Source organism: Leptolyngbya sp. CALU 1928, from assembly GCF_056784215.1.
Window position 1 is genome coordinate 1,639,629 of the sequence record NZ_JBXBCE010000001.1, and the last position, 20,919, is coordinate 1,660,547.

18 protein-coding genes are annotated in these 20,919 nt (G+C 47.8%); 9 read left to right on the plus strand and 9 right to left on the minus strand.

What is annotated here, in order from left to right:
• Positions 1–56: 56 nt before the first annotated feature.
• From aroF to AC1S5B_RS07645, 4 genes are all read right to left on the minus strand, one after another.
• Positions 57–1,118 (minus strand): 3-deoxy-7-phosphoheptulonate synthase, encoded by a 1,062-nt coding sequence (aroF, locus tag AC1S5B_RS07630; protein WP_482035076.1) that lies wholly within the window; start codon positions 1,116–1,118, stop codon positions 57–59.
• A gap of 70 nt (positions 1,119–1,188) precedes the next feature.
• A complete protein-coding gene (locus tag AC1S5B_RS07635; RefSeq protein ID WP_482035077.1) occupies positions 1,189–1,746 on the minus strand; it encodes a photosystem II biosynthesis protein in 558 nt (185 codons plus the stop codon).
• Positions 1,747–1,761: 15 nt separating this feature from the next.
• Positions 1,762–2,031, minus strand: a complete 270-nt coding sequence (rpsO, locus tag AC1S5B_RS07640; protein ID WP_482035078.1) for a 30S ribosomal protein S15 — start codon at positions 2,029–2,031, stop codon at positions 1,762–1,764.
• Between the two features lie 136 nt (positions 2,032–2,167).
• Positions 2,168–3,994, minus strand: a complete 1,827-nt coding sequence (locus AC1S5B_RS07645; RefSeq protein ID WP_482035079.1) for a polysaccharide deacetylase family protein — start codon at positions 3,992–3,994, stop codon at positions 2,168–2,170.
• 611 nt (positions 3,995–4,605) lie between these two features.
• Here AC1S5B_RS07645 and AC1S5B_RS07650 point away from each other — a divergent pair.
• The 4 genes from AC1S5B_RS07650 to AC1S5B_RS07665 all read left to right on the plus strand — a co-directional run bounded on the left by AC1S5B_RS07650 (position 4,606) and on the right by AC1S5B_RS07665 (position 10,923).
• Positions 4,606–6,195: an ammonium transporter gene (locus tag AC1S5B_RS07650; RefSeq protein WP_482035080.1), complete on the plus strand. Its 1,590-nt coding sequence runs from the start codon at positions 4,606–4,608 to the stop codon at positions 6,193–6,195.
• Between the two features lie 467 nt (positions 6,196–6,662).
• A complete protein-coding gene (locus tag AC1S5B_RS07655) occupies positions 6,663–8,246 on the plus strand; it encodes an ammonium transporter (RefSeq protein ID WP_482035081.1) in 1,584 nt (527 codons plus the stop codon).
• Between the two features lie 166 nt (positions 8,247–8,412).
• Positions 8,413–9,315 (plus strand): GDSL-type esterase/lipase family protein, encoded by a 903-nt coding sequence (locus AC1S5B_RS07660; RefSeq protein ID WP_482035082.1) that lies wholly within the window; start codon positions 8,413–8,415, stop codon positions 9,313–9,315.
• Positions 9,316–9,384: 69 nt separating this feature from the next.
• A complete protein-coding gene (locus AC1S5B_RS07665; protein ID WP_482035083.1) occupies positions 9,385–10,923 on the plus strand; it encodes a SagB/ThcOx family dehydrogenase in 1,539 nt (512 codons plus the stop codon).
• An 8-nt stretch (positions 10,924–10,931) separates the two neighbouring features.
• Here AC1S5B_RS07665 and miaA read toward each other — a convergent pair whose 3' ends face one another.
• Complete coding sequence (gene miaA, locus AC1S5B_RS07670; protein ID WP_482035084.1) at positions 10,932–11,933, minus strand: tRNA (adenosine(37)-N6)-dimethylallyltransferase MiaA; 1,002 nt, start codon at positions 11,931–11,933, stop codon at positions 10,932–10,934.
• Between the two features lie 181 nt (positions 11,934–12,114).
• On the opposite strand from miaA, the gene gyrB reads away from it, so the two are divergent.
• Complete coding sequence (gene gyrB / locus AC1S5B_RS07675; RefSeq protein ID WP_482035085.1) at positions 12,115–14,052, plus strand: DNA topoisomerase (ATP-hydrolyzing) subunit B; 1,938 nt, start codon at positions 12,115–12,117, stop codon at positions 14,050–14,052.
• 31 nt (positions 14,053–14,083) lie between these two features.
• Here gyrB and AC1S5B_RS07680 read toward each other — a convergent pair whose 3' ends face one another.
• Entirely contained in the window at positions 14,084–14,824 is a 741-nt protein-coding gene (locus AC1S5B_RS07680) for a cation diffusion facilitator family transporter (RefSeq protein ID WP_482035086.1), read from the minus strand.
• A gap of 84 nt (positions 14,825–14,908) precedes the next feature.
• A complete protein-coding gene (locus tag AC1S5B_RS07685) occupies positions 14,909–15,388 on the minus strand; it encodes an ester cyclase (protein ID WP_482035087.1) in 480 nt (159 codons plus the stop codon).
• 279 nt (positions 15,389–15,667) lie between these two features.
• On the opposite strand from AC1S5B_RS07685, the gene AC1S5B_RS07690 reads away from it, so the two are divergent.
• The 4 genes from AC1S5B_RS07690 (at position 15,668) to AC1S5B_RS07705 (ending at position 19,200) form a co-directional block, all read left to right on the plus strand.
• Positions 15,668–17,098, plus strand: coding sequence for an IctB family putative bicarbonate transporter (locus tag AC1S5B_RS07690; RefSeq protein WP_482035088.1), 1,431 nt, complete (start codon positions 15,668–15,670; stop codon positions 17,096–17,098).
• Between the two features lie 89 nt (positions 17,099–17,187).
• Positions 17,188–17,415 (plus strand): hypothetical protein, encoded by a 228-nt coding sequence (locus AC1S5B_RS07695; protein WP_482035089.1) that lies wholly within the window; start codon positions 17,188–17,190, stop codon positions 17,413–17,415.
• Positions 17,399–17,695, plus strand: a complete 297-nt coding sequence (locus AC1S5B_RS07700; RefSeq protein ID WP_482035090.1) for a type II toxin-antitoxin system RelE/ParE family toxin — start codon at positions 17,399–17,401, stop codon at positions 17,693–17,695. Before AC1S5B_RS07695 ends, AC1S5B_RS07700 begins: the two co-directional genes overlap by 17 nt.
• A 278-nt stretch (positions 17,696–17,973) precedes the next feature.
• Entirely contained in the window at positions 17,974–19,200 is a 1,227-nt protein-coding gene (locus AC1S5B_RS07705; RefSeq protein WP_482035091.1) for an ATP-binding protein, read from the plus strand.
• 55 nt (positions 19,201–19,255) lie between these two features.
• Here AC1S5B_RS07705 and AC1S5B_RS07710 read toward each other — a convergent pair whose 3' ends face one another.
• Together AC1S5B_RS07710 and AC1S5B_RS07715 are read right to left on the minus strand one after the other, a co-directional pair.
• Positions 19,256–19,612 (minus strand): response regulator, encoded by a 357-nt coding sequence (locus AC1S5B_RS07710; RefSeq protein WP_482035092.1) that lies wholly within the window; start codon positions 19,610–19,612, stop codon positions 19,256–19,258.
• A gap of 7 nt (positions 19,613–19,619) precedes the next feature.
• Complete coding sequence (locus AC1S5B_RS07715) at positions 19,620–20,759, minus strand: ATP-binding response regulator (protein WP_482035093.1); 1,140 nt, start codon at positions 20,757–20,759, stop codon at positions 19,620–19,622.
• Positions 20,760–20,919: the final 160 nt, after the last annotated feature.

Here is a 20,919-nt window from a genome sequence, read left to right on the forward strand (position 1 = left end):
ATAGGGGCATTTCGCAAACGCCCCCATCCCAAATATCATCAAATTTTGGTCAGCGTCTAGACTGTCGCTAATGCAGGCTGTGCAATCCAGCGTCCCATCGCTTTACCAACAACCGAGAGATCTTGCATCAATTGGTCAAACCGTTCTGGGGTCAAAGATTGAGGGCCGTCAGACATGGCTTTTTGAGGATTGGGGTGAACTTCAATCATCAAAGAATCTGTGCCAGCAGCAATGGAAGCCGCTGCCATAGAAGGCACATATTCCCATTTGCCTGTGCCATGACTGGGATCAATCATGATCGGTAAATGGGTCAGCGATCGCAAGACTGGAATACAAGACAAATCTAAAGTATTGCGGGTGTACTGACTATCAAAAGTGCGAATCCCCCGCTCACAAAGAATCACATTAGGATTGCCTGCTGCCAAAATATATTCTGCCGCCATCAACCAATCTTCAATCGTCGCCGCCATGCCGCGCTTCAGTAAAATGGGTTTTTCCTGCGCGCCCACCTTTTTCAATAAAGAAAAGTTTTGCATATTGCGGGCACCAATCTGGATAATGTCCGCTACTTCTGCCAAAGGCTCTAAGTCTGCCGCATCCATCAGTTCAGTGATAATACCTAGTCCAGTCGCTTCTCTTGCCTGTGCCAACAGCCCCAGAGCGCTTTCTCCATGTCCTTGAAACGCATAAGGAGAGGTTCTTGGTTTGTAGGCTCCACCTCGGAGAAACTGAGCACCCGCCGCTTTTACACGTCGAGCCGTTTCCACAATCATTTCTTCATTCTCAACCGAACAAGGACCCGCTACCACAACCAGTGGATGCTGTTCCCCAAACGTCACGGCTCCATTGGGCGTAGAAACAACAACCTCGCTAGGATCTCCTTGGCGATACTCCCGGCTAGCGCGTTTGTAGGGTTTCTCAACGCGCAAGACTTCCTCGATCCAAGGGCTTGCTTCCTGAATTTGCCGAGGGTCTAAATCCACCGTTTCACCCACTAGCCCAATGACAACCTTGTGACTGCCAACAATTTTTTCTGGGCTAAGTCCCCAACTTGAAAATTCTTCAGTCAAGCGGTTAACTTCGATTTCTGGAGAACCAGTTTTCATGACCACAATCATGGTTTTTTATCCTTAGGTACGGTGTGAATGGTGTGCAAAGCAAAATCTTTAAAGTGGGGCGTGTGGAGGATTAGGATGTCTTCTGCCGTGCTTCCCGCCAAGATGCGATCGTACGTCCAAAATTGGTTCTAAATTCGCTCCAGCCAAACCAAGTTCCAACTCGATCTTCATCCCAAGAAGCAGAAAGGGCACCATAGCTAAGACCTAAAACGCCCAATCCAAAGAAGCCTAGACTCACCAGCAAAACCACCACAGATGGAAGTTTAAAGTAGTGCTGGCTCACCACAACGTAGCTAATTACAAACGTCAGCATTCCAAGGCTAGATGGAATGCCTGAAAAAAGCGCAATTCGTCTAACCATCCGCATGCTCACGACTTCAGGAATAGTAGACGAATTGCTGCGGGAAGAAGCTAGACTTTGCTTCGCCTGTTTTGTCGTTGACTTCGTCTCCTCTAGAGAATCTCTTTCGGAGTTTGCGCCAGACTTAGACTTTGAATCTTGTGAACCGTTTTGACGAGCTTTCTTACGGTTCGGAACAGGCTCAAACGGTAGTCGCGAAGTACTCACAAAATCGCTTTTCTGGAGCGATTCTGCAAGGTCTTCGCTTTTGTCTTTATTTTTCGACATACTCGCTTTCCTAGCTTAGCCACGAATGCCTAATTTAGTGATTAGTGCGCGGTATCGAGCATTATCTTCGGCTTGGATGTAAGCAAGCAAGCTCTTTCGTTGACCAATCATTTTTAACAGACCTCTACGAGAAGAGTGGTCTTTTTTGTTGGTTTTTAGGTGCCCACTAAGGCGGTTAATCCGTACAGTTAGCATTGCCACCTGTACATCAGCAGAGCCTGTATCAGTTTCGTGAACTTGATAGGAGGAAATGATTTCTTGTTTTTGCTGTTGCAGCAGAGCCATGGGTCATCCGAGTTTTGAGTTTACACAAGTCAGCAGTCTTCAATAATAGCATGGGGGTTTAATGATCATTCAAGAGTCAAAAAGCAGCACCCATAAAACTGTTGTTTTTCTGACTTACTAAGACGCTGTAAGATTTTTAGGGAAAAATGGAAGATGTAATCACAGGGCAGGCTGTGCCTACGTCGCCTGAAGGCGGAATTAAACCGACGACGTGAGGTACGGCACGGGGTTCATAGGCTACTAGGGACTTGCCTTTGAATGCTAAAGAGGTGCTGGCACCGGAATCTAACATGACCGCATCTCGAAAACCTGCTTTGGCAAGGGCAATACCTAAATCTACAGAGCCGATGGGTTCGGTGGAAACGCCGATTTGGGGTTGCCCTTGTTGATTGATGCCCCAAAAGGCGCGATGCCTTAATTCATTGACGCTGTATAACCGACCAAATCGTTCTATGGGCTGAGGTTTTCCCCTTTCAACTAGCCAGCCAGCGGCAACAAATGCATCGGTCAGGGTGGGCATCTCTGCCTGCATGGACTTTAGAGTGTTGTGTTTTTTGTGGTTGAAAGGAATAAATTGGACTGCTTCTGTTCCGATTAAAACGAGGGGTCGATTTTCTAAAAATGGAATTTCGCCTCGTTTGCCGGGGATAAATTGACCATGGCTTTGGCTATAGATTGGACCTAGCATCTCGTTTGATTCGAGCATTTCTAAGGAGAAGAATGTGCCATCTACAGCGGCGATGACGGGGGTGTTTGCAATGATCTGAGGGATTTGCCCACGGGTGTTGTAGTGAATGGTGACTGGCTTGCCGCCAGCAATAAAAATAAACGGATTTTGATTGATTGTCATATCAAGCCGACGGACAGGGGCTGTGAAGTTGAACCCCATACTGACGGATGGCGCTGGGGAACCGCCCCAAGCAATATCAACCATTTCTTGAATACGGGATTGCCCGATGCGCCCGATCGCCAATAAACTTTGTGACTGACCTGCTAGCTGCTCCTCAGCATCGTTCATGGTTAGGGCTGCTGCATAACCTGCTGCTTGCACAGACTCCATGGCGGCTTTGTCAAATTTGCCCTCTGGATAGGTGAAGTAGCGAATGGGTCTACTTAACTCTGCTTCTAGAATGCGTTTGGAATCTTGAGTTTCCAGCAGCAGTTGTGCCGGAGTCAAGCCTTCCATTACCTTGTGGTTGACGCTATGGGAGGCGATGGTCACAAGCGGATCTTTCGCCATTTCCCGCAGTTGCTCCCAGTTCAGGCTGGAGCGTCCCATTTGTTTGCCAACTTTCGCGGTATAAATCGAGAAGAGTGCGGGGTAATTATATTTTTTTAACAGGGGATATACATAGTCGTAATGCCCTTTGTAGCCATCATCAAAGGTGAGCAAGATTGGTTTGGCTGGTAATGGGCTGCCTGTGCGGAGATGGACGACCAGTTGATCCATGCTGATGGGAGTTAACCCTTTTTGTTTGATTAGCTGGAGGTGCTGCTCAAATTCTTGGGGTGTGACATCAAAAAATACGAGTTTTTCCGGCAAGATGTCGTGATACATCATGACGGGTACTTTGGCTTTCCGTGCGAGAGAGTTGATTTCGGGAAAAGGGCTAGGACTGAGATACGCCATGACCTGAGGCGCTATCTGACCGACGATCGCGTCCATCCCAAAGGCAGGTTGTTCGACCCAATTGGCGGTTTGAGAAATGTTTTTAACCAGTTGGAGCAGTCCATTGGTGGTTTGAGTCGCTTGGTTTGGCTGACAAGCGAGACTTTTGGCAGGGGGCAGCGGTTGCGCGATGGCGGGTTGTTCAGAGCTTGGTTGCTCTAAGGTGCTGTTGGAATCTAACGATCGCTCAATCGTTAGGGTTGCTGAAACAGGGTGCGATCGCTCAATTGCACAAAATAGAAGTGGAGTAAGCACGGCGATCGCCAGTCGCGATCTCTGATTCAAAGGACTCATCGGATTGAATTTGATAAAAAACCTACCCACGCTGCCCATAGTTCACCAAGCTTCATAAGTTCCCTAGACATATCTACCCCATAACGGTGGCTTTGTCAGTTTTTTTGACGTTTTCTCGCGGATATATTATGCCTTCTCTGCCTAAACCTATGCTTAGCAACCCCTGTGTTGAATCAAATCAGCATAGAAATCACCGGGGCGGATTTTACGGATTGTCACTATGGAAATTTTTCCTATGGTAGAGAAAAACTTTGGTTCATAGTATGCTCGATGGTCATCGACTTAACAACTTTTTATCATTCTCCACAGAGAGTATTTTTTGTATAAAAGATTACAGAATAACCGAGTCGAAAAAGATGCAATTCATTAAGGGTTATTTTTGTTATTTTCTTAGACATCCTCAAAAAGATGAGATAGCACCCAGAAAATTCATGCGTTAAGCGTTTGATTGTTTCGCTTCAAGATTTTTGAAGCAGTGAGATCGCTCAGGGTTCCGCTAATTTCAGTTTTCTCATCTTCCTACTAGTCATGTAGGATGCTACTCGTCAAAGTGCCGCTCATTAACTCAAACTCATTAACTTAAACTCAGTGAGGAATTCCTACTAATGACCATGAGACTTCCGGTTAAGCCGCCTTCAGCCCGAAGGAAGCAGCGTTTAATGCCAGCCCAAAAGAACCAGTGGCGATCGCTCGATTGGTACTCTAGAAAGCTATCCCCCAGCGCTCAAGCCTGCATTCCCCTTGCTCTGATCATTGTATTAATTTGGGGGTATGAAGCATTTGCTCAAGGCGCACCGACCCTCGCAGATGTAGCAAAAACCACTGAAACCCTCAAAGTGGGTCTCGATACCATGTGGGTATTGGTGGCTGGCATGTTGGTGTTTTTCATGAATGCTGGTTTTTGCATGTTGGAAACTGGTTTCTGCCGCCAGAAGAATGCTGTGAATGTTCTCGCTAAAAACCTGATTGTGTTTGCCCTTGCCACGATCGCATTCTGGGCGATCGGATTTGGGTTAATGTTCAGCAGCACAGGTGGCTTCATCGGCACCGGCGGTGGCTTCTTTTTAGCTGGTGCAGACAACAGCCCCGCCACAGGAGACGCTTATAAAGGCATCTTTAGTGCGCTCAGTTGGACAGGCGTCCCCCTGCTTGCAAAATTTTTCTTTCAGCTTGTCTTTGCTGGAACAGCCGCCACGATTGTATCTGGAGCCGTAGCAGAACGCATCAAGTTTGTTAGCTTTTTAATCTTCAGTGTCTTACTGGTTGGTATCGCTTATCCCATTACTGGACACTGGATCTGGGGTGGAGGCTGGCTAGCCACATTGGGCTTCTGGGATTTTGCAGGTTCAACCGTGGTTCACTCAGTGGGAGGTTGGGCTGCCTTGATGGCTGCCGCAATTCTGGGTCCTCGGCTAGGTAAATATAGTGCCAATGGGCATTCCAACGCCCTACCTGCCCATAACATGAGCATTGCAACTCTAGGTGCTCTGATCCTATGGTTAGGATGGTTCGGGTTCAACCCCGGCTCAACGATGGCAGTGGGGGATGGTTCGCTAATTTCTCATATTGCGATCACGACCAACACCGCAGGTGCATTTGGCGGACTTGCTGCAACTATTACGGCATGGCTCTATCTAGGCAAGCCGGATCTGTCCATGATCATCAACGGCATTCTGGCAGGATTAGTTGCCGTTACCGCAGGGTGCGCCTTTGTTACGATTCCAGCCGCCGCTGTGATTGGTACGATCGGTGGGATTTTAGTCGTGTTTGCAGTAGGGTTCTTTGACAAGCTTAAGATTGATGACCCGGTTGGGGCAACTTCAGTTCACCTAGTGTGTGGAGTCTGGGGAACTTTAGCTATCGGTCTATTTGCAGTGGGTCCAAGCGATGCGCCTGGTGCTCTGTATACAGCCGGTCCAGCCGCTGGACTGCTTTTGGGTGGTGGAATTGGGCAACTTTGGAATCAATTTGTCGGGGTGATGGCAGTGGGTGGTTTCACTGTCTTGGTTTCCACTATCTTCTGGTATGTCCTGAAGGCGACTTTAGGCATCCGCGTGACTGAAGAGGAAGAGCTTATTGGGCTAGATATTAGCGAGCATGGCATGGAAGCCTATGCAGGGTTCGTTAAAGACAGCACAGGTTTACCAACCGATTTATCCGGTAGTATTGATAGCTCTGGAGTGGCAAGCAAAAATTATTGAGCTAGCGATAAAGAACGGTTACACGCTTGAAAAAGCAGAAACATAGACCAAACTTTGAATGAAGACTACCTAAAATAGTGGAATCTTAATTTATTAAAAATTTAAGGTTCCACTTTTTTGTTGAACAGGATAAAGACAGGAAATATTTTCTGAGTACCGTCATAGGTAGGTGGTTCGATAGACTTTGCAGAATACCACCTCACGTATTTTGTCACTTGTAATACAACTTGCATTAACCGATAGGCTCACAATCAACTTCATCAGATTCTGCCTATAGGAAGATTTCAGTCTTCGTATACTGTGCTATCTAGGTGCAGTTTTCCTTTTATATATCTACTTTGGATTGATCCTATGGCTAGCAGGCAAGCAGTGGTGATAAACATCAAGCGATTGGGTGTTTTCTGCCTCTGTTGATGTACTGCTTTTTACATTGCTTCTGTGTTAGTTGCGAGGATTTTCGGGTAATAATGGCTAAACTCAAGCACCACAGAAAGATGATGGGCGATCGCCCATCATCTTCTAGATTTTCTAATTTGGTTTCTTCATTCAATCAGTTCTATCTACACTTCGCTGGCAGGAGCAGTAGAAGGGCTGGTCAAAAGTTATGGTTGAAATGGGCAGTCGCATTTTGTGTTCCATTAGCGTTTTTAGCTGGTTTAAGCTTACTGGGCGGTCCACTGGCTGATATGGCGATCGCCCAAGCTCCCGCAGCAGCGGCTGGAACGAATCCCTATGAAGCGATTGACACAGGCGATACCGCTTGGATGTTGACTTGCACAGCGCTCGTCCTGTTTATGACCCCCGGATTGGCATTTTTCTATGGTGGTTTGGTGCGATCGCGCAACGTCCTCAACACCATGATGATGAGCCTTGTTTCGATGGGAATTGTGGCAGTCACTTGGGTGTTTTGGGGATACAGCCTCAGCTTTGCCCATGTTGCCCTTGATAAAGACAATTGGGAAACCGGGATTGGTCAATTTATTGGGAGCTTGCAGTGGTTTGGCTTGAATGGAGTTGCGTTGACTCCAGAACCAATTTATGGGGCAACCATTCCCCATCAACTGTTCATGGCATACCAAATGATGTTTGCCATTATCACGGTAGCGCTGGTATCTGGTGCAGTTGCCGAGCGGATGAGCTTTAAAGCCTATGTATGGTTTTTGGTTCTGTGGTCTACGTTTATCTACTGCCCTCTTGCCCACATGGTTTGGGGACGAGGGTATCTGGGGCATCTAGGCGCTTTGGACTTTGCCGGAGGAACGGTGGTTCATATTAGCTCTGGAATTTCGGCAGTCGTTGCGGTTCACATGATTGGTAAACGCAAGGATTACACGATTAAACCGATCATTCCTCACAATGTGCCCTATGTGCTGTTAGGTGTGGGAATCCTCTGGTTTGGCTGGTTTGGCTTTAATGGCGGGAGTGCGATCGGCATTGGTAGAGACATCGGGGTCGGGCCTTCTGCCACAGTTTCATTTGTAGCAACCACCGTTGCAGCATCAGCTGCTGGGTTAACTTGGGCACTGGCAGAATGGTTTGGCAAAGGTAAGCCAACCGCTGTGGGAATTGGCACTGGCTTTGTGGCTGGGTTAGTGGGTATCACGCCGGCAGCCGGCTTTGTCACTCCGGTTTCGGCAATTCTCATTGGTGCCATCACTTCTATTGTCTGCTTTTTTGCAGTCAACTTTAAAGCAAAAATTCAGTTTGATGATGCCCTCGACACCTATCCCGTTCATGGCGTGGGTGGAACCGTTGGCGCACTCTTGACCGGGATTTTTGCAACCAAATCAGTCAATGGCTTGGGGGCAGATGGGTTGTTGTTTGGCAACTTTAATCAATTGTTGATTCAGATTTGGGCAGTCCTAATCGCCTATGTGATTGCCGGGGTTGGCACCTTTATCATTCTTAAGGTGATTGGGCAATTTATGCCTCTGCGGGTTAAGGACAATGTGGAAGACGAAGGCTTGGATGTACATGAGCATGGGGAAGAAGCTTACGGTGAGAGCATTGCAACCGAAATGAGTTTTGCTACTAAGGCTGCTGAATTATAACTTTGGCTTGACTAATTTCTTACTGCACTAAAATCTAGTCACGAATAAAGGCTATCTTGGTGGCTGCAAACAGTTTTTGAACTGATTTGTAACCGTTGCCAAGATAGCCTTTACAATCTGATTCAACGTGTTTTGATCTGAGCAAGTGTTTAGACGTTTTATCGCTGTGCCAACCTGGTTTATTTCTTTAAGCGTAGGGAGTGGGTTGCTACTCTCGATCGCGCTGCTTGGCGTTCATCGTGATAGTTTACGGAGTGCTTCTCAGGTGCGTGCGTCTACGGTTGACCAGCCCTCCCCCTATCCATCGCCTTACAATACACCCGCTAGTTCCAATGCTCCAAATGCCCAGGTTGGAGTGCGATGGCAGTTGAGTTATGACCAATGGGTGCAGTTGCTAAAACAAGAAGCAGCAGCGATCGCAGAGCGATCGCCTAGCCAACTCAAAGTCTTAGCGGGAGATTCATTAAGTCTTTGGTTTCCGAGCAATTTGCTGCCCACAGGAGCCACTTGGCTGAATCAAGGCATTTCTGGCGAAACATCCTATGGGCTGTTGAAACGGGTTAAATTTTTGGATCAAACCAAGCCTGAGACTATTTTTGTCATGATTGGCATCAATGACTTAATTAGAGGGGTGAGAGGCGAAACCTTGGTTGCCAATCAGCGAGAGATTGTGCGGCATCTTAAAGTCGCCCATCCGCAAGCGACGATTGTACTTCAATCGATTTTGCCTCATGGTGGCGATCGCGCGAGTCAGCGATATCTTGCCTCAGTTAAAGGAGATCCGGATGCAAAGGAGCGTCCTCTCTGGGTTGATCGATTGCCCACCATTTCAAGCCGCTGGATTCGCACGATTAACGAGAAATTAGAGCGGATCGCCCAAGATGAAGGCGTAGAGTATCTGGATTTACATAGCGCTTTTGCGGATGCAGACGGTTATATCAAAGAAGAATTGACCACCGATGGCTTACATTTAAGCGTGGCTGGGTATGCCCTGTGGCGATCGAAGCTAGATCAAGTGGGCAAATCCGCTTCAAAGCCTCCTATTTCCCGTTCCGCGACTTCTCCCTAAAGGAGTGGCACTTTTTCAGAAGAGAGTGTCAATATTGGGTTAGGAGATGAGCCAACGCTAAATTCCTCTATGCCTGAACCGACTATCTCGATCGCCCAGCATTATCACGAACGCACCAAATACGATCCCAGAACGATCAATGCCAAAAGTAAACCACCGGATTGGAACCAGCAACCGCTCCCATTCAAAGAATACAAAATTGGCAGTTCGTTTGACCTGAAGTCTTTCCTTACAGAGAATCCTGAAAAGTTTGCCAACGATCCTATCGGCAAGTGGTGGCAGCGGATTTCTCAGCTTTTGTTTTGCAGCTATGGCTTAACGGGCATGGTTCCCACGGTTGGCGACCCCCACTATTTAAGGGCGGCTCCCTCTGCGGGTGGGCTTTATCCTGCGGAACTCTATCTGATTTCGCGCGGCACTCCGTTATTACCTGCCGGATTGTTTAACTATCAAGCGCGTACCCACTCCCTCATGCATTTCTGGGAGAATGACCTGTGGACAAAACTTCAAGCTGCGTGCTTTTGGCATCCTGTTTTAGAAAATACTCAGTTGGCATTCATTGTCACTACGGTATTTTTGCGATCGCAATGGCGGTATCAAGATCGGGCTTATCGCCGTGTGTGCTTGGATAGTGGGCATTTGTTAGGCAACCTCGATTTGACCTGTGCCATGAACGACTATCGCCCTCATCTCATTGGTAGTTTTATGGATGAAGCCGTCAATCAGTTGTTGTATTTAGATTCTGCTCAAGAAGGGGCGATCGCAGTGCTTCCCCTTGCTGATTTACTGGAAGTTCGCCAAAATCTTCCCCTTGCCAAAACCATCACTCCAACTCGGACGCACACTGAGTATCCCGCCCTTGCCGACGGTGAATTACTAGCGTACCTTCATCAAGCAACCCAAATTGACCTGAATGAAACCACGAAGGTGAACTGGAAACTGTCACCCACAGAAGGGCAGCGCACGGATAAATATAATTTTCCATTTTGTACTAAGGTGTCTACTGCAACCGACGCGATCGCCTGGGGAGATCATCTGGAAGGTCTAGAAAACACGCTACTCAGACGGCGTTCCACTCGTGCCTATACTGGAGAGCCGCTCACCTTCAATGAACTGAAGCAGCTACTAGACTTCACCTACCATCCCCAGCACTACATGGAGCAAGGACTAGATGGAACTCCCGACTGTTTTGATCTCAGTTTGGTTGAAACCTTCATGGTCGTCTCTTCCGTTGATGGCTTAGAAGAAGGCTGCTACTATTACGCACCCAACTCTCAGGAGCTTCGCCAAATCCGCTTCAAAAACTTTCGCCAAGAGCTTCATTTTCTGTGTTTAGGGCAAGATCTAGGGCGAGATGCGGCAGTGGTTCTATTTCACACTGCGGATCTCAAAGCTGCCGTTGCCACCTACGGCGATCGCGTCTATCGCTATTTACACTTGGATGCTGGACGGCTAGGACAGCGCCTCAACTTGGCAGCCATTCATCTGGGTTTAGGCGTAAGCGGCATTGCTGGCTTTTTTGATGATCAGGTTAACGAAGTCTTGGGCATTCCAATTGACGAAGCGGTTTTATATATCACCACCCTCGGTCGCCCTCAAATTCTCTAACAATAACCTTACTGGTATTCGCCGTGTTGTTCTGCACAAAAGGCTCCAATCCGTTGCCAGACTTGCGCTTCTAAATCAGGGGCATCGGCATCGAACCATTCGATTTCAGGATAGGCGTGAAACCAAGTACGCTGACGTTTAGCAAATTGGCGTGTGTGGAGAATAGTGGCGGCGATCGCCGCTGTTTGAGACATTTCGCCTGTCAGAAATTGCTTGAACTCGGCATAGCCCAAGGTATTCAGTAATGGCAGATCAGCCCCGTATTTTTGACATAGAAACTCTACTTCTGCCACAAAGCCCTGATCAATCATCTGGTGGGTGCGCTGAGTAATCCGATTTTCTAATTGAACCCGATCGCCGCACTCTAGCCCAATCTGCAAAATCGGGTAAGCAGGCGGTTGCTCTCCCTGCTGGGCTGACATCGGTTGCCCGGTCACATAAAATACTTCCAGCGATCGCAGCGTTCGTATTTGATCATTCCCATGAATTTTGGTAGCCGCTTCTGGATCAACCTGTTGCAGCATGGCGTAACACTGGTGTTGTCCCAAAGTTTGGAGTTGAGATCGTAGGTCTAACTGGGGCGCTACCCTGGGAATTTTGAGTCCTCTGGTAATGGAGCGGATGTAAAGCCCTGTTCCACCCACCAGCAACGGCGCGATCGGTGTCTGAGCCTGTCCCCTGTTCTCTGTTCCCTGTTCCCTGTTCCCGTTCCCCTGATGAATAGTTTCAATTAACTGCTGCGCCTGCATTTGATACTCTGCTAAAGTCAACGTTTCCGTGGGTTCGCAAATATCAATCAGATAGTGAGGGATAGCTTGCTGCTCAGCGATCGCGGGTTTTGCTGTACCAATGTTAAATTCTCGATACACTTGGCGCGAATCCGCACTAAGAATGACACAATTCAAACGCTTTGCCAGCGCGATCGCCAAGCGCGATTTACCAGTCGCCGTCGCCCCACAAATCACAATCAGCGCTGGTACTAAGGTATTATTTTCTGTTAGATTTTCCATGAAAACGACTGGTGCATCCTCGAAAGCAGTTTAAATGATAGTTAAACCCCACCGTAAACGGTTCAGGATACCTATCTAAAAGCGCTTATAAGCCTTTTGTGTTATAATTTTAGATAGTTTTGGTCTTCTAAAGCTTAAATGCAGTTTTAGACCACGTTATTTCGGCTGGAGCGCTAATTGCATGTCAGATAACTACGGTGCGGAGCAAATTCAAGTCCTTGAAGGGATTGAACACGTTCGTAAACGTCCGGGGATGTATATCGGTAGTACGGGTCCTCGTGGGCTGCACCATATAGTGTATGAGGTTGTTGATAACTCTGTAGATGAAGCGCTGGCTGGACATTGCAAGAATATTGAAGTAACGCTCAACGCAGATGGCTCTGCCACTGTAACCGATGATGGGCGTGGTATTCCCACGGGTATTCATCCCCGGACGGGAAAATCTGCTGTAGAAACCGTGTTGACTGTTCTGGGGGCAGGTGGCAAGTTTGGAGGCGGCAGCTATAAGGTGAGTGGCGGGCTGCATGGAGTGGGTGTTTCAGTGGTCAACGCTCTATCCGAGTGGTTAGAGGTCACTGTTTGGCGGGATCAAGGCATCTATACCCAGCGGTTTGAGAAAGGCATTCCCATTGGTATCTTGGAATTTGAACCGGGAGCCGGCGATCGCACAGGCACCTCCATCACCTTTCTGCCCGACAACACTATTTTCACCACGGAGACAGCGTTTGACTATACAACCGTGGCGGGTCGCCTGCGGGAATTAGCGTTTCTGAATGGCGGAGTTCGGATCACCTTCACCGATAATCGCTTAGACCTACTGAAAGCCGACGAGCCGCACATCGAAGTCTATTTCTATGAGGGCGGCATTCGAGAATATGTCACCTACATGAATCGTGAGAAGCAGCCGCTTCATGATGAGGTGGTGTATGTGCAGGGTGAGCGCAACAATGTGCAGGTGGAAGTGGCGCTCCAGTGGTGTGCGGACGCTTACAACGACAACCTCCTGGGCTTTGCCAATAACATCCGTACCGTGGATGGCGGCACCCACTTAGAAGGACTGAAAACGGTTTTAACCCGCACGTTGAATTCGCTTGCCCGTAAACGCAACAAGATTAAAGAAAACGAGCCGAATCTAGCGGGGGAAAACATCCGTGAGGGCTTAACGGGCGTGATTTCGGTGAAGGTGCCCGATCCAGAGTTTGAGGGTCAAACCAAAACGAAACTGGGGAATACCGAAGTGCGCGGCATTGTGGATTCTTTGGTCGGCGAAGTGCTGATCGAATATCTAGAGTTTCGTCCTGGGGTGGCAGATGCCATTATTGAAAAGGCAGTGGAAGCCTTTAAAGCGGCGGAAGCGGCTCGGAAAGCCCGTGAACTGGTGCGGCGTAAGTCAGTTTTAGAATCCTCAACCTTACCCGGTAAACTCGCGGATTGCAGCAGCCGTGATCCTGCGGAATCAGAAATTTTTATTGTAGAAGGGGATTCTGCGGGCGGTAGCGCGAAGCAAGGACGCAATCGCCGCTTTCAGGCAATCTTGCCGCTCAGGGGCAAAATCCTCAATATTGAGAAGACGGACGACGCAAAGATCTACAAAAATACCGAAATTCAAGCGCTGATCACGGCTCTTGGCTTGGGTATTAAGGGTGAAGACTTTGATGTGTCGCAGTTGCGCTATCACCGCATCGTGATCATGACCGATGCCGATGTGGATGGTGCCCATATTCGTACCTTGATTCTCACCTTTTTCTACCGCTATCAAAGAGCGATGGTCGAGCAGGGGTACATTTATATTGCCTGTCCACCGCTTTACAAGGTGGAACGAGGACGCAGCCATAACTATTGCTATAGCGAACGCGATCGCGACCAAGTGATTGCCACCTTTCCCGCCAACGCAAAGTATGACATTCAGCGCTTTAAAGGGTTAGGTGAAATGATGCCGACTCAACTGTGGGATACAACGATGAACCCAGAGACGCGCACCCTCAAACGAATTGAGATTGAAGATGCCGTTGAAGCCGATCGCGTGTTTACCGTACTGATGGGCGATCGCGTTGCCCCCCGCCGCGAGTTTATTGAAACCTACGGCTCTAAGCTGAATCTGGCTGATCTAGACATTTAGGATGGGGCTGATTCGTTGCGGATCGCGTCATCTAAATCAGTTCTTCTAAGTTGGGCTGCAAGAGTTTCTTAATTTCAGTAGGGGTGCAGCAGATGCACGCAGGGGTAGCTGTTGGATGTAAATCGGAGATTGCCTCTCCTGCCCTTAGCAAGTGCAGACTGCGACGAATTAAAGGAAAGGCACTGCCACCAACGATGATGGCAACGACTAGGCTAGCGGCGGAGTCTGCCCAAGTCCAGTGCCAAAGCCAAACGGCGATCGCGGCTAGCAGCACCCCAATCGCGCTGAACAAATCCCCTAGCAGATGTAAAAATACGCCCTGCACGTTCAAATCTTGGTGGCTGTGTCCATGGAGTAAGCGCACGTTGATCAGATTGGCAATCAGGCTAATTCCTGCCATCAACACCATTGGCACACTCAAAATCTCTGGAGCCGATCCACCTAACCGATGCAGACCAGACCAGAGTAGCTCTGCTGAAATGCTCAGCAATCCCAAGCCATTAATTAAAGCCGCGATCGCTTCTAGGCGAGAGGTGCCTGTAGAGGGCTGTTTGCGACTCATCCACCATGCCGCAATTACCGACAGCCCAAAGGTAGCAGCATCGGCAAACAGATGACCAGAGTCAGCAATCAGGGCTAGGCTATGGCTCCAAGCCCCGATCGCGATATCGGCAGTGGCCGTCAAAACCACCAGGCTCCAAGCAATCATCAGCGATCGCAATTTTGGCAGCGGTTCTTGAGACGTTGAATCGGATACCAAAGCTTTTCCCATTCATTACAGACTTCAATCATAGATAGAAAAACCGCTCAAATGTTCCTACGGCTAGCGTGATTGGATTTTATGCGAATTCTACTTCTATGCAGATTGCTTAAACAACTTAGATACTGCGCCTCTTAAAAGGTGTGGCAATAACCTTGGACCTGGTAGGAATACAACTCCCAATTGCTGCATTAGCCCAAGTGCGTCGCCCTGCCCCCAATGCTCTATGATTTTTCCGTCCTCGACTCGATCAATGTGCATGATCGATAAACTGATTGGCTTGCCTGTAGGCGGAAGACCCTGAAATTCTCCCAGATGGGTTGCTGTGAAAGTTCCGCAGGTCACTACGCGATCGCCTGCAACGATGATCTCATCAAAAATGTGTTGTCCTTGGCTGAAGGCTGAATAAAAGGACATCCCAAACTGCTTAAACTCTTCCTCATTCAAGGGCTGTGGCATCCCTGCCTGATGAGCGACAAAGTTGGGAGCCAGAAGATCCAAGGCTTGTTCCATTTTGCGATCGTCAAAGGCTTGGTAGAACTGGAGAACGATCGCTTTGTTTTGTTCAGTCATCATACAGAATTTTGTTTTGAACTAAATTTTAACGTGGCAGTTGTGAGCACTTCCCAGCTAACTTCAATACAATGCCTCAGCGATCGCCCCTCGTTGTTAAACTATTTCTGCAATTTTTTAGTCACTGTAGGATCAATCGTTTATGTTCGCAAAGATTCTATCTAGCTTGGATTATCTATGGAAAGACTGAGAATAGAAAGACGGTGGATTGGGGCGGCATGGTTACCCTGCAATCCCCGTGTACAATAACCAGGAATCCTTTTACGCGATCGCGAGTGCCCTATGAACTCCGCTTGGCAAACCCTAACGCTTTCCACATTGCCACTCCAGCAATGGCTCAATGCTAGTTATGTCCACTATCTGGTTGGTCCGCTGAGGCAGTGGCGACGGGGAAGCCGGCTGATGCAGTGGGCAGACGCGATCGGTGGCGGGCTGGTGATGCTAGTGTTTGCACTCGCCCCATTTGTCAACAATGAGCTAGTGGCTGTGCTTTTAGCTGCCTGTGGAGCCTACTGGATTCTGTTGACGCTCTCAGAAGATGGACAAGAAAGTAGGCAATTGGGGGATGATTCATCTCTCGTCCCTCGTCGCCCTCCCCTTGCCACCCCGATTCACTTCCTCGTATTGCTTTACTGGTCAGCCGTATCGATCGCAACGGCAATGTCTCCCGTGAAAAAAGCGGCGTTTGTGGGTTGGCAAAAACTCACGCTTTACCTCCTGTTTTTTGCGCTGGCGGCACGAGTGTTGCGATCGCCCAAAATCCGTTCTTGGGTAATCACCGTTTATTTGTTAGCCGCCTTAGCCGTCAGTGTTTACGGGTTGCAGCAGTGGTTTTCGGGCACGGAAGCCTTAGCCACCTGGGTTGATCCTACTTCGCCGCTTTCCAAAACGACGCGAGTGTATAGCTATCTGGGCAACCCTAATTTGCTGGCAGGCTATTTAATTCCAGCGATTGTGTTTAGCATTGCAGCGATGTTTGTTTGGCAAAGCTGGATGCAAAAGGCACTCGCGGTAGTCATGGTAGTGGTTAATAGCCTGTGTTTAGCCCTGACTTTTAGTCGCGGCGGCTGGATTGGGATTGTGGCGGCTATTAGCGTATTGCTGCTGCTGCTGGCGCACTGGTGGAGTATTTATCTCCCTCGTTTTTGGCAGAAATGGGCGCTGCCCATTGTGCTGGGCACTGCCGCTGGAGTCGTAGTTTTGGCGATGATTGTGGTGGAACCGTTGCGCGATCGCGTGGGCAGCATGTTTGCCGGACGCGGGGATAGTAGTAATAACTTTCGGATCAATGTGTGGATGGCAGTGATTGAGATGATTAAAGACCATCCCATTTGGGGTATTGGTCCCGGCAATGTCGCTTTCAACAAAGTCTATCCACTCTACATGAAGGCTCGTTATTCCGCCCTGAGCGCATACTCGATTCTGCTAGAAGTGGTTTTAGAATCTGGAATTATTGGATTTATTTGCTTTGCTTGGCTGCTGTTGGTCACGGTGACTCAAGGTTGGAATGCCATCCAACGGCTGCGTCAGGTGGGGAATCGCGATGGGTTGTGGCTGATTGCCGCGATCGCGTCCCTCTTTGGCATGATCGCCCACGGCTTAGTCGATACGGTGCTGTATCGCCCTGAAGTCAATACCCTGTGGTGGCTGATGTTTGGCATGATCGCTAGCTACTATATGCCGAAACAGGTAGAAGCGAAAGTGGAGAGTTAAGATATCATAAATGTGATGAGTTTCATCTTTGACTACGGTCAAAAGTTCATCGGTAAATGTAGTGGTATGGATAAGAGCTTAGTTCCATTATGAATACCCTCGATCAAGTGATAGAAAAGGCTTTGCAACTATCTTACGAACAGCAAGAAATGCTGATCAAGATTTTGCAAAATCGTCACTCTGAAAGTCGTCGTGCAGAAATGGCATCAGATGCCCAACAGAGCTTAGCTGATTTTCGTGATGGCAAATTTCGACCTCAATCAGCGGAGAATGTGATTATAGAATTGCGTCGGTGCTTGGATGCGCCAGAAGTATGAGACTGCTGGTTCTAACACCAAAATTCAAACGGGCGTTCCGCAAGCTTGTAAAAGAAATCCTGACCTTCAACAACGGATTGAAGACACCCTACTGCAAATGGAAGCAGATGTCTTCGCCTCAAGTTTGGGAACCCATAAATTGAGCGGTAAGCTTGACGGTTTTCAGTCTTGTTCTTGTGGCTATGACTGCCGTATTGTCTTCTCTATTGAGCAGGATAAAGAAACAGCCAGCGAGGTCATTATGTTGCTCGATGTTGGAACACACGACGAAGTTTATTGACTGCGGTAATTCTGGGTTAGAAGTCCATAGCATTAAATGCTGTCTCTACTCAGGTGTTTGCAATCTCTTCGCAGAGTTTTTGCGGGAGTTGGTGGAGTATCCGCTGAAAGGGTTCTGGGTGGTTTTAGCCGTTGCGTCAAAATCAGTGCTTCTGAATTGTGATTACGCCACCTTCTTTTCAGTGAAGCGCGATCGCATTCTCCATTCCCACTTTTACACTCATTTTGAGCTAGACCTATTAGACTAATTAAGCTGGGCTATGAACTACAGTTGTGTTCATGAAAGATTTTAGTAAGCTGCTGACTGAGAAATCAAAAACGATTGAAGCGCAATGGATCGGGGCGGTTATGCGCGATCGCCAAATTGTCAGCACCGACAATCTTTCTCACAATGCCATTCGCGATCACATTCCCCATGTGCTGGAAGCCTTAGTAACGGTGCTAGCGCAAGACCAAATCAACGATGTTGCAACGATCTCCAAGGCGAGTTTTATCCATGGAGCCTTGAGAGCAGAGCAAGGGTTTGACCCGACAGAGATTGTGCGTGAATATCACTTACTGCGAACCACTATCTTGGCGAATTTACAAGATGAGTTGATCCAGGCAACCACCCCAGAAGTATTTCTGGCAATGTCGATGGTGTCTGCCGTGATTGATGCCGCGATCGCCCAGTGCTTCAAAAGCTATGTGCAAGAGCGATTACATGAATTGGAGCAGCTTCAAAGTCAACTAACATTAACGGTGCAAGAACTGAATCGGTTAGTTCGAGCCAATCAAGAACATCTGTCTGTCCTGGCTCATGAGTTGAAAACGCCGCTAAACTCTATTATTGGATACGCTGAATTATTTATACGGCAGCAGCGAGAAACCGAGGTAAGGGATACAGCGCCAAACATTAACCATATTGAGCGAGTGTTGCGAAACGGTCGTCAACTGCTGCGGCTGATTAATGATACACTTGAACTAGCAAGAGCGGATGCTAACAAAATTCAAGCTCACCCGGTCATGGTCTTTGTGGAAGAAATCATTCAAGCTGTGGTGGAAGTGGTTCATCCTTTGATTGAGGCTCGTGGCTTGAAGTTTATCCAGGACTGCGATCGCGCTCCTCAGCAGATTCTAACCGATGCATTTCGGCTAAAGCAGGTTCTAATTAACCTGCTCAGCAACGCGATTCGTTACACCGAAGCGGGTAGCATTACCTTAGCTGCTCGATTGATCGATAGTGACACTTGGGAAGTTGCCGTTACTGATACAGGCATCGGGATTCCTCTAGAAGAACACGCTCAAATCTTTGAGCCTTTCTATCGAGTAACGTCACTTGATCAATCCCCTTCACCGGATAGCACGGGGTTGGGACTAGCAATTGTGGCTCAGCTTGTGGAGCTATTGCAGGGAAAAATTCATCTCACGTCCCAAGTTGGCATTGGGTCTACTTTTGCAGTAGTTTTGCCACAAAAAATGGTTTTGATGGACACTGTAGATTCTCAAACTGCGTCTTTAAAGTAATAGGAAAGTAATAGGAGTTTCTCACTAATTCGATCGCGATCTAATCGCAAAATCATCAATTGAGTAATATCTGAATCCGATTTAATAGGCGATCAAAATCAATTGGTTTCTGAATAAAATTCTCAGGTTCTATACTGATTCCCCCTACAAGAGCAGGCTGATCATTCCCTGTAACCAGCACGATTGGCATAGATAATTTTAGATGATGGCGAATTTGCTGAACTACTTCATAGCCGTTCATCCCAGGCATCATCACATCCAATAACACGAGGTCTGGAGGATTTGCTGAAATTTTTTCTAGGGCGATCGCACCAGAGTTCGCTACATCAATTTGATAATTCTCTATCTCTAAAAATGCCTTCAGCAGATCAGAGTTATCAACAATATCATCAACAATTAAAATGGATTTCACAGGGATGTTATCCTACTTGGGCGATCGCGGGTAAAGAAATAGTAAATGCACTGCCTTTTCCTAGTTCAGAGTCAAGCTTGATGGTGCCGTGATGGGACTCGATAATCCGATGCGATAAATACAGCCCTAAACCACTGCCTGACCGTTTATGTTTTCCCTGACGAAAACGCTCAAATAATGTCTTCTGCTCTTCCACCGCAATTCCAGTGCCGCTATCACTCACCTCAATCACGACTGAGGCGGTATCCATTGCCAATGGCTCAACTAAACGAATCTTGACCCAGCCTGCATCAGTAAACTTAATGGCATTGCCAACCAGATTAGTTAACACTCGACGCAACTCCATGCGATCGCCCATCACGGTTGCCGCGTTCTGTTGCTGATGACTCTTTTCAAGCTCAGACCCTTTTTCCATTTCAGTAATCAGCGCTAAGCCGCGTTCTGTTGCTAGGGGCGACAACTCATGAATCACCTCATCCACAATTTCCTGCAAATTACACGGCACAAAAATAAGCGTTTTAGAACCCGCATCATGCCGATATACTTCTAGCAAGGTGTTAACCATTTGCAACAAGTTGTTGTTGCTTTTTATCATGCTGCCAACCGCTTCACCCATATCTTCTGACAACTTGCCGAGTGCCTCTTGTTTGAATAACCCCAGCATTCTATCTGCGGCAACGAGAGGAGTTCGCAAGTCATGGGTCAATCGCATGACAAAATCTTCTTGCTGACGCACCATCTGTTCTTGCTCATCAAGGCTGCGTTTCAATCGCAACAGCGATCGCACTCGTGCTAAAAGTTCATCGACATCCACAGGTTTACGGATAAAGTCATCTGCTCCTATATCCAACCCTTGCACCACGCTAGAGCGTTCATCCGCCGTAATTAGCAAAATTGGAATGTAAGGAAGAGCCTCATTTTGGCGAATCCGTTGGGTCACTTCATACCCATCCATTCCCGGCATCATTACGTCTAGCAAAATTAAATCTGGCAAAAGCTGATCGATCTTCTCCAAAGCTACTTTGCCGTTTTCTGCTAATTCAACTCCATACCCGCCATATTCCAATGTTGTTTGCACTAAAAATCGGTTATCAGCAGAATCGTCAACTACTAAGATAGTCCCTGTACAAACCTGATTTACAAACATATTTTCTCGAAAAGCTCGTTAAAAACCTTATAAACCCTATAAACCTTATTTTGCTAAAAATTTTCCTAGGCAAAAGCTAGCTTAGTCAGCTTAAATCGTTAATCTTATTAGTAAAATATTGTAAGCCCCATGAGGGTAACAATCTATAGCCACCCATAAA

Coding starts and splice junctions, on each gene's coding strand:
- aroF (WP_482035076.1), bottom strand. CDS start 1,118: ATGATTGTGGTCATGAAAACTGGTTCTCCAGAAATCGAAGTTAACCGC.
- AC1S5B_RS07635 (WP_482035077.1), bottom strand. CDS start 1,746: ATGTCGAAAAATAAAGACAAAAGCGAAGACCTTGCAGAATCGCTCCAG.
- rpsO (WP_482035078.1), bottom strand. CDS start 2,031: ATGGCTCTGCTGCAACAGCAAAAACAAGAAATCATTTCCTCCTATCAA.
- AC1S5B_RS07645 (WP_482035079.1), bottom strand. CDS start 3,994: ATGAGTCCTTTGAATCAGAGATCGCGACTGGCGATCGCCGTGCTTACT.
- AC1S5B_RS07650 (WP_482035080.1), top strand. CDS start 4,606: ATGAGACTTCCGGTTAAGCCGCCTTCAGCCCGAAGGAAGCAGCGTTTA.
- AC1S5B_RS07655 (WP_482035081.1), top strand. CDS start 6,663: ATGGCTAAACTCAAGCACCACAGAAAGATGATGGGCGATCGCCCATCA.
- AC1S5B_RS07665 (WP_482035083.1), top strand. CDS start 9,385: ATGCCTGAACCGACTATCTCGATCGCCCAGCATTATCACGAACGCACC.
- miaA (WP_482035084.1), bottom strand. CDS start 11,933: ATGGAAAATCTAACAGAAAATAATACCTTAGTACCAGCGCTGATTGTG.
- gyrB (WP_482035085.1), top strand. CDS start 12,115: ATGTCAGATAACTACGGTGCGGAGCAAATTCAAGTCCTTGAAGGGATT.
- AC1S5B_RS07680 (WP_482035086.1), bottom strand. CDS start 14,824: ATGGGAAAAGCTTTGGTATCCGATTCAACGTCTCAAGAACCGCTGCCA.
- AC1S5B_RS07685 (WP_482035087.1), bottom strand. CDS start 15,388: ATGATGACTGAACAAAACAAAGCGATCGTTCTCCAGTTCTACCAAGCC.
- AC1S5B_RS07690 (WP_482035088.1), top strand. CDS start 15,668: ATGAACTCCGCTTGGCAAACCCTAACGCTTTCCACATTGCCACTCCAG.
- AC1S5B_RS07695 (WP_482035089.1), top strand. CDS start 17,188: ATGAATACCCTCGATCAAGTGATAGAAAAGGCTTTGCAACTATCTTAC.
- AC1S5B_RS07700 (WP_482035090.1), top strand. CDS start 17,399: ATGCGCCAGAAGTATGAGACTGCTGGTTCTAACACCAAAATTCAAACG.
- AC1S5B_RS07705 (WP_482035091.1), top strand. CDS start 17,974: ATGAAAGATTTTAGTAAGCTGCTGACTGAGAAATCAAAAACGATTGAA.
- AC1S5B_RS07715 (WP_482035093.1), bottom strand. CDS start 20,759: ATGTTTGTAAATCAGGTTTGTACAGGGACTATCTTAGTAGTTGACGAT.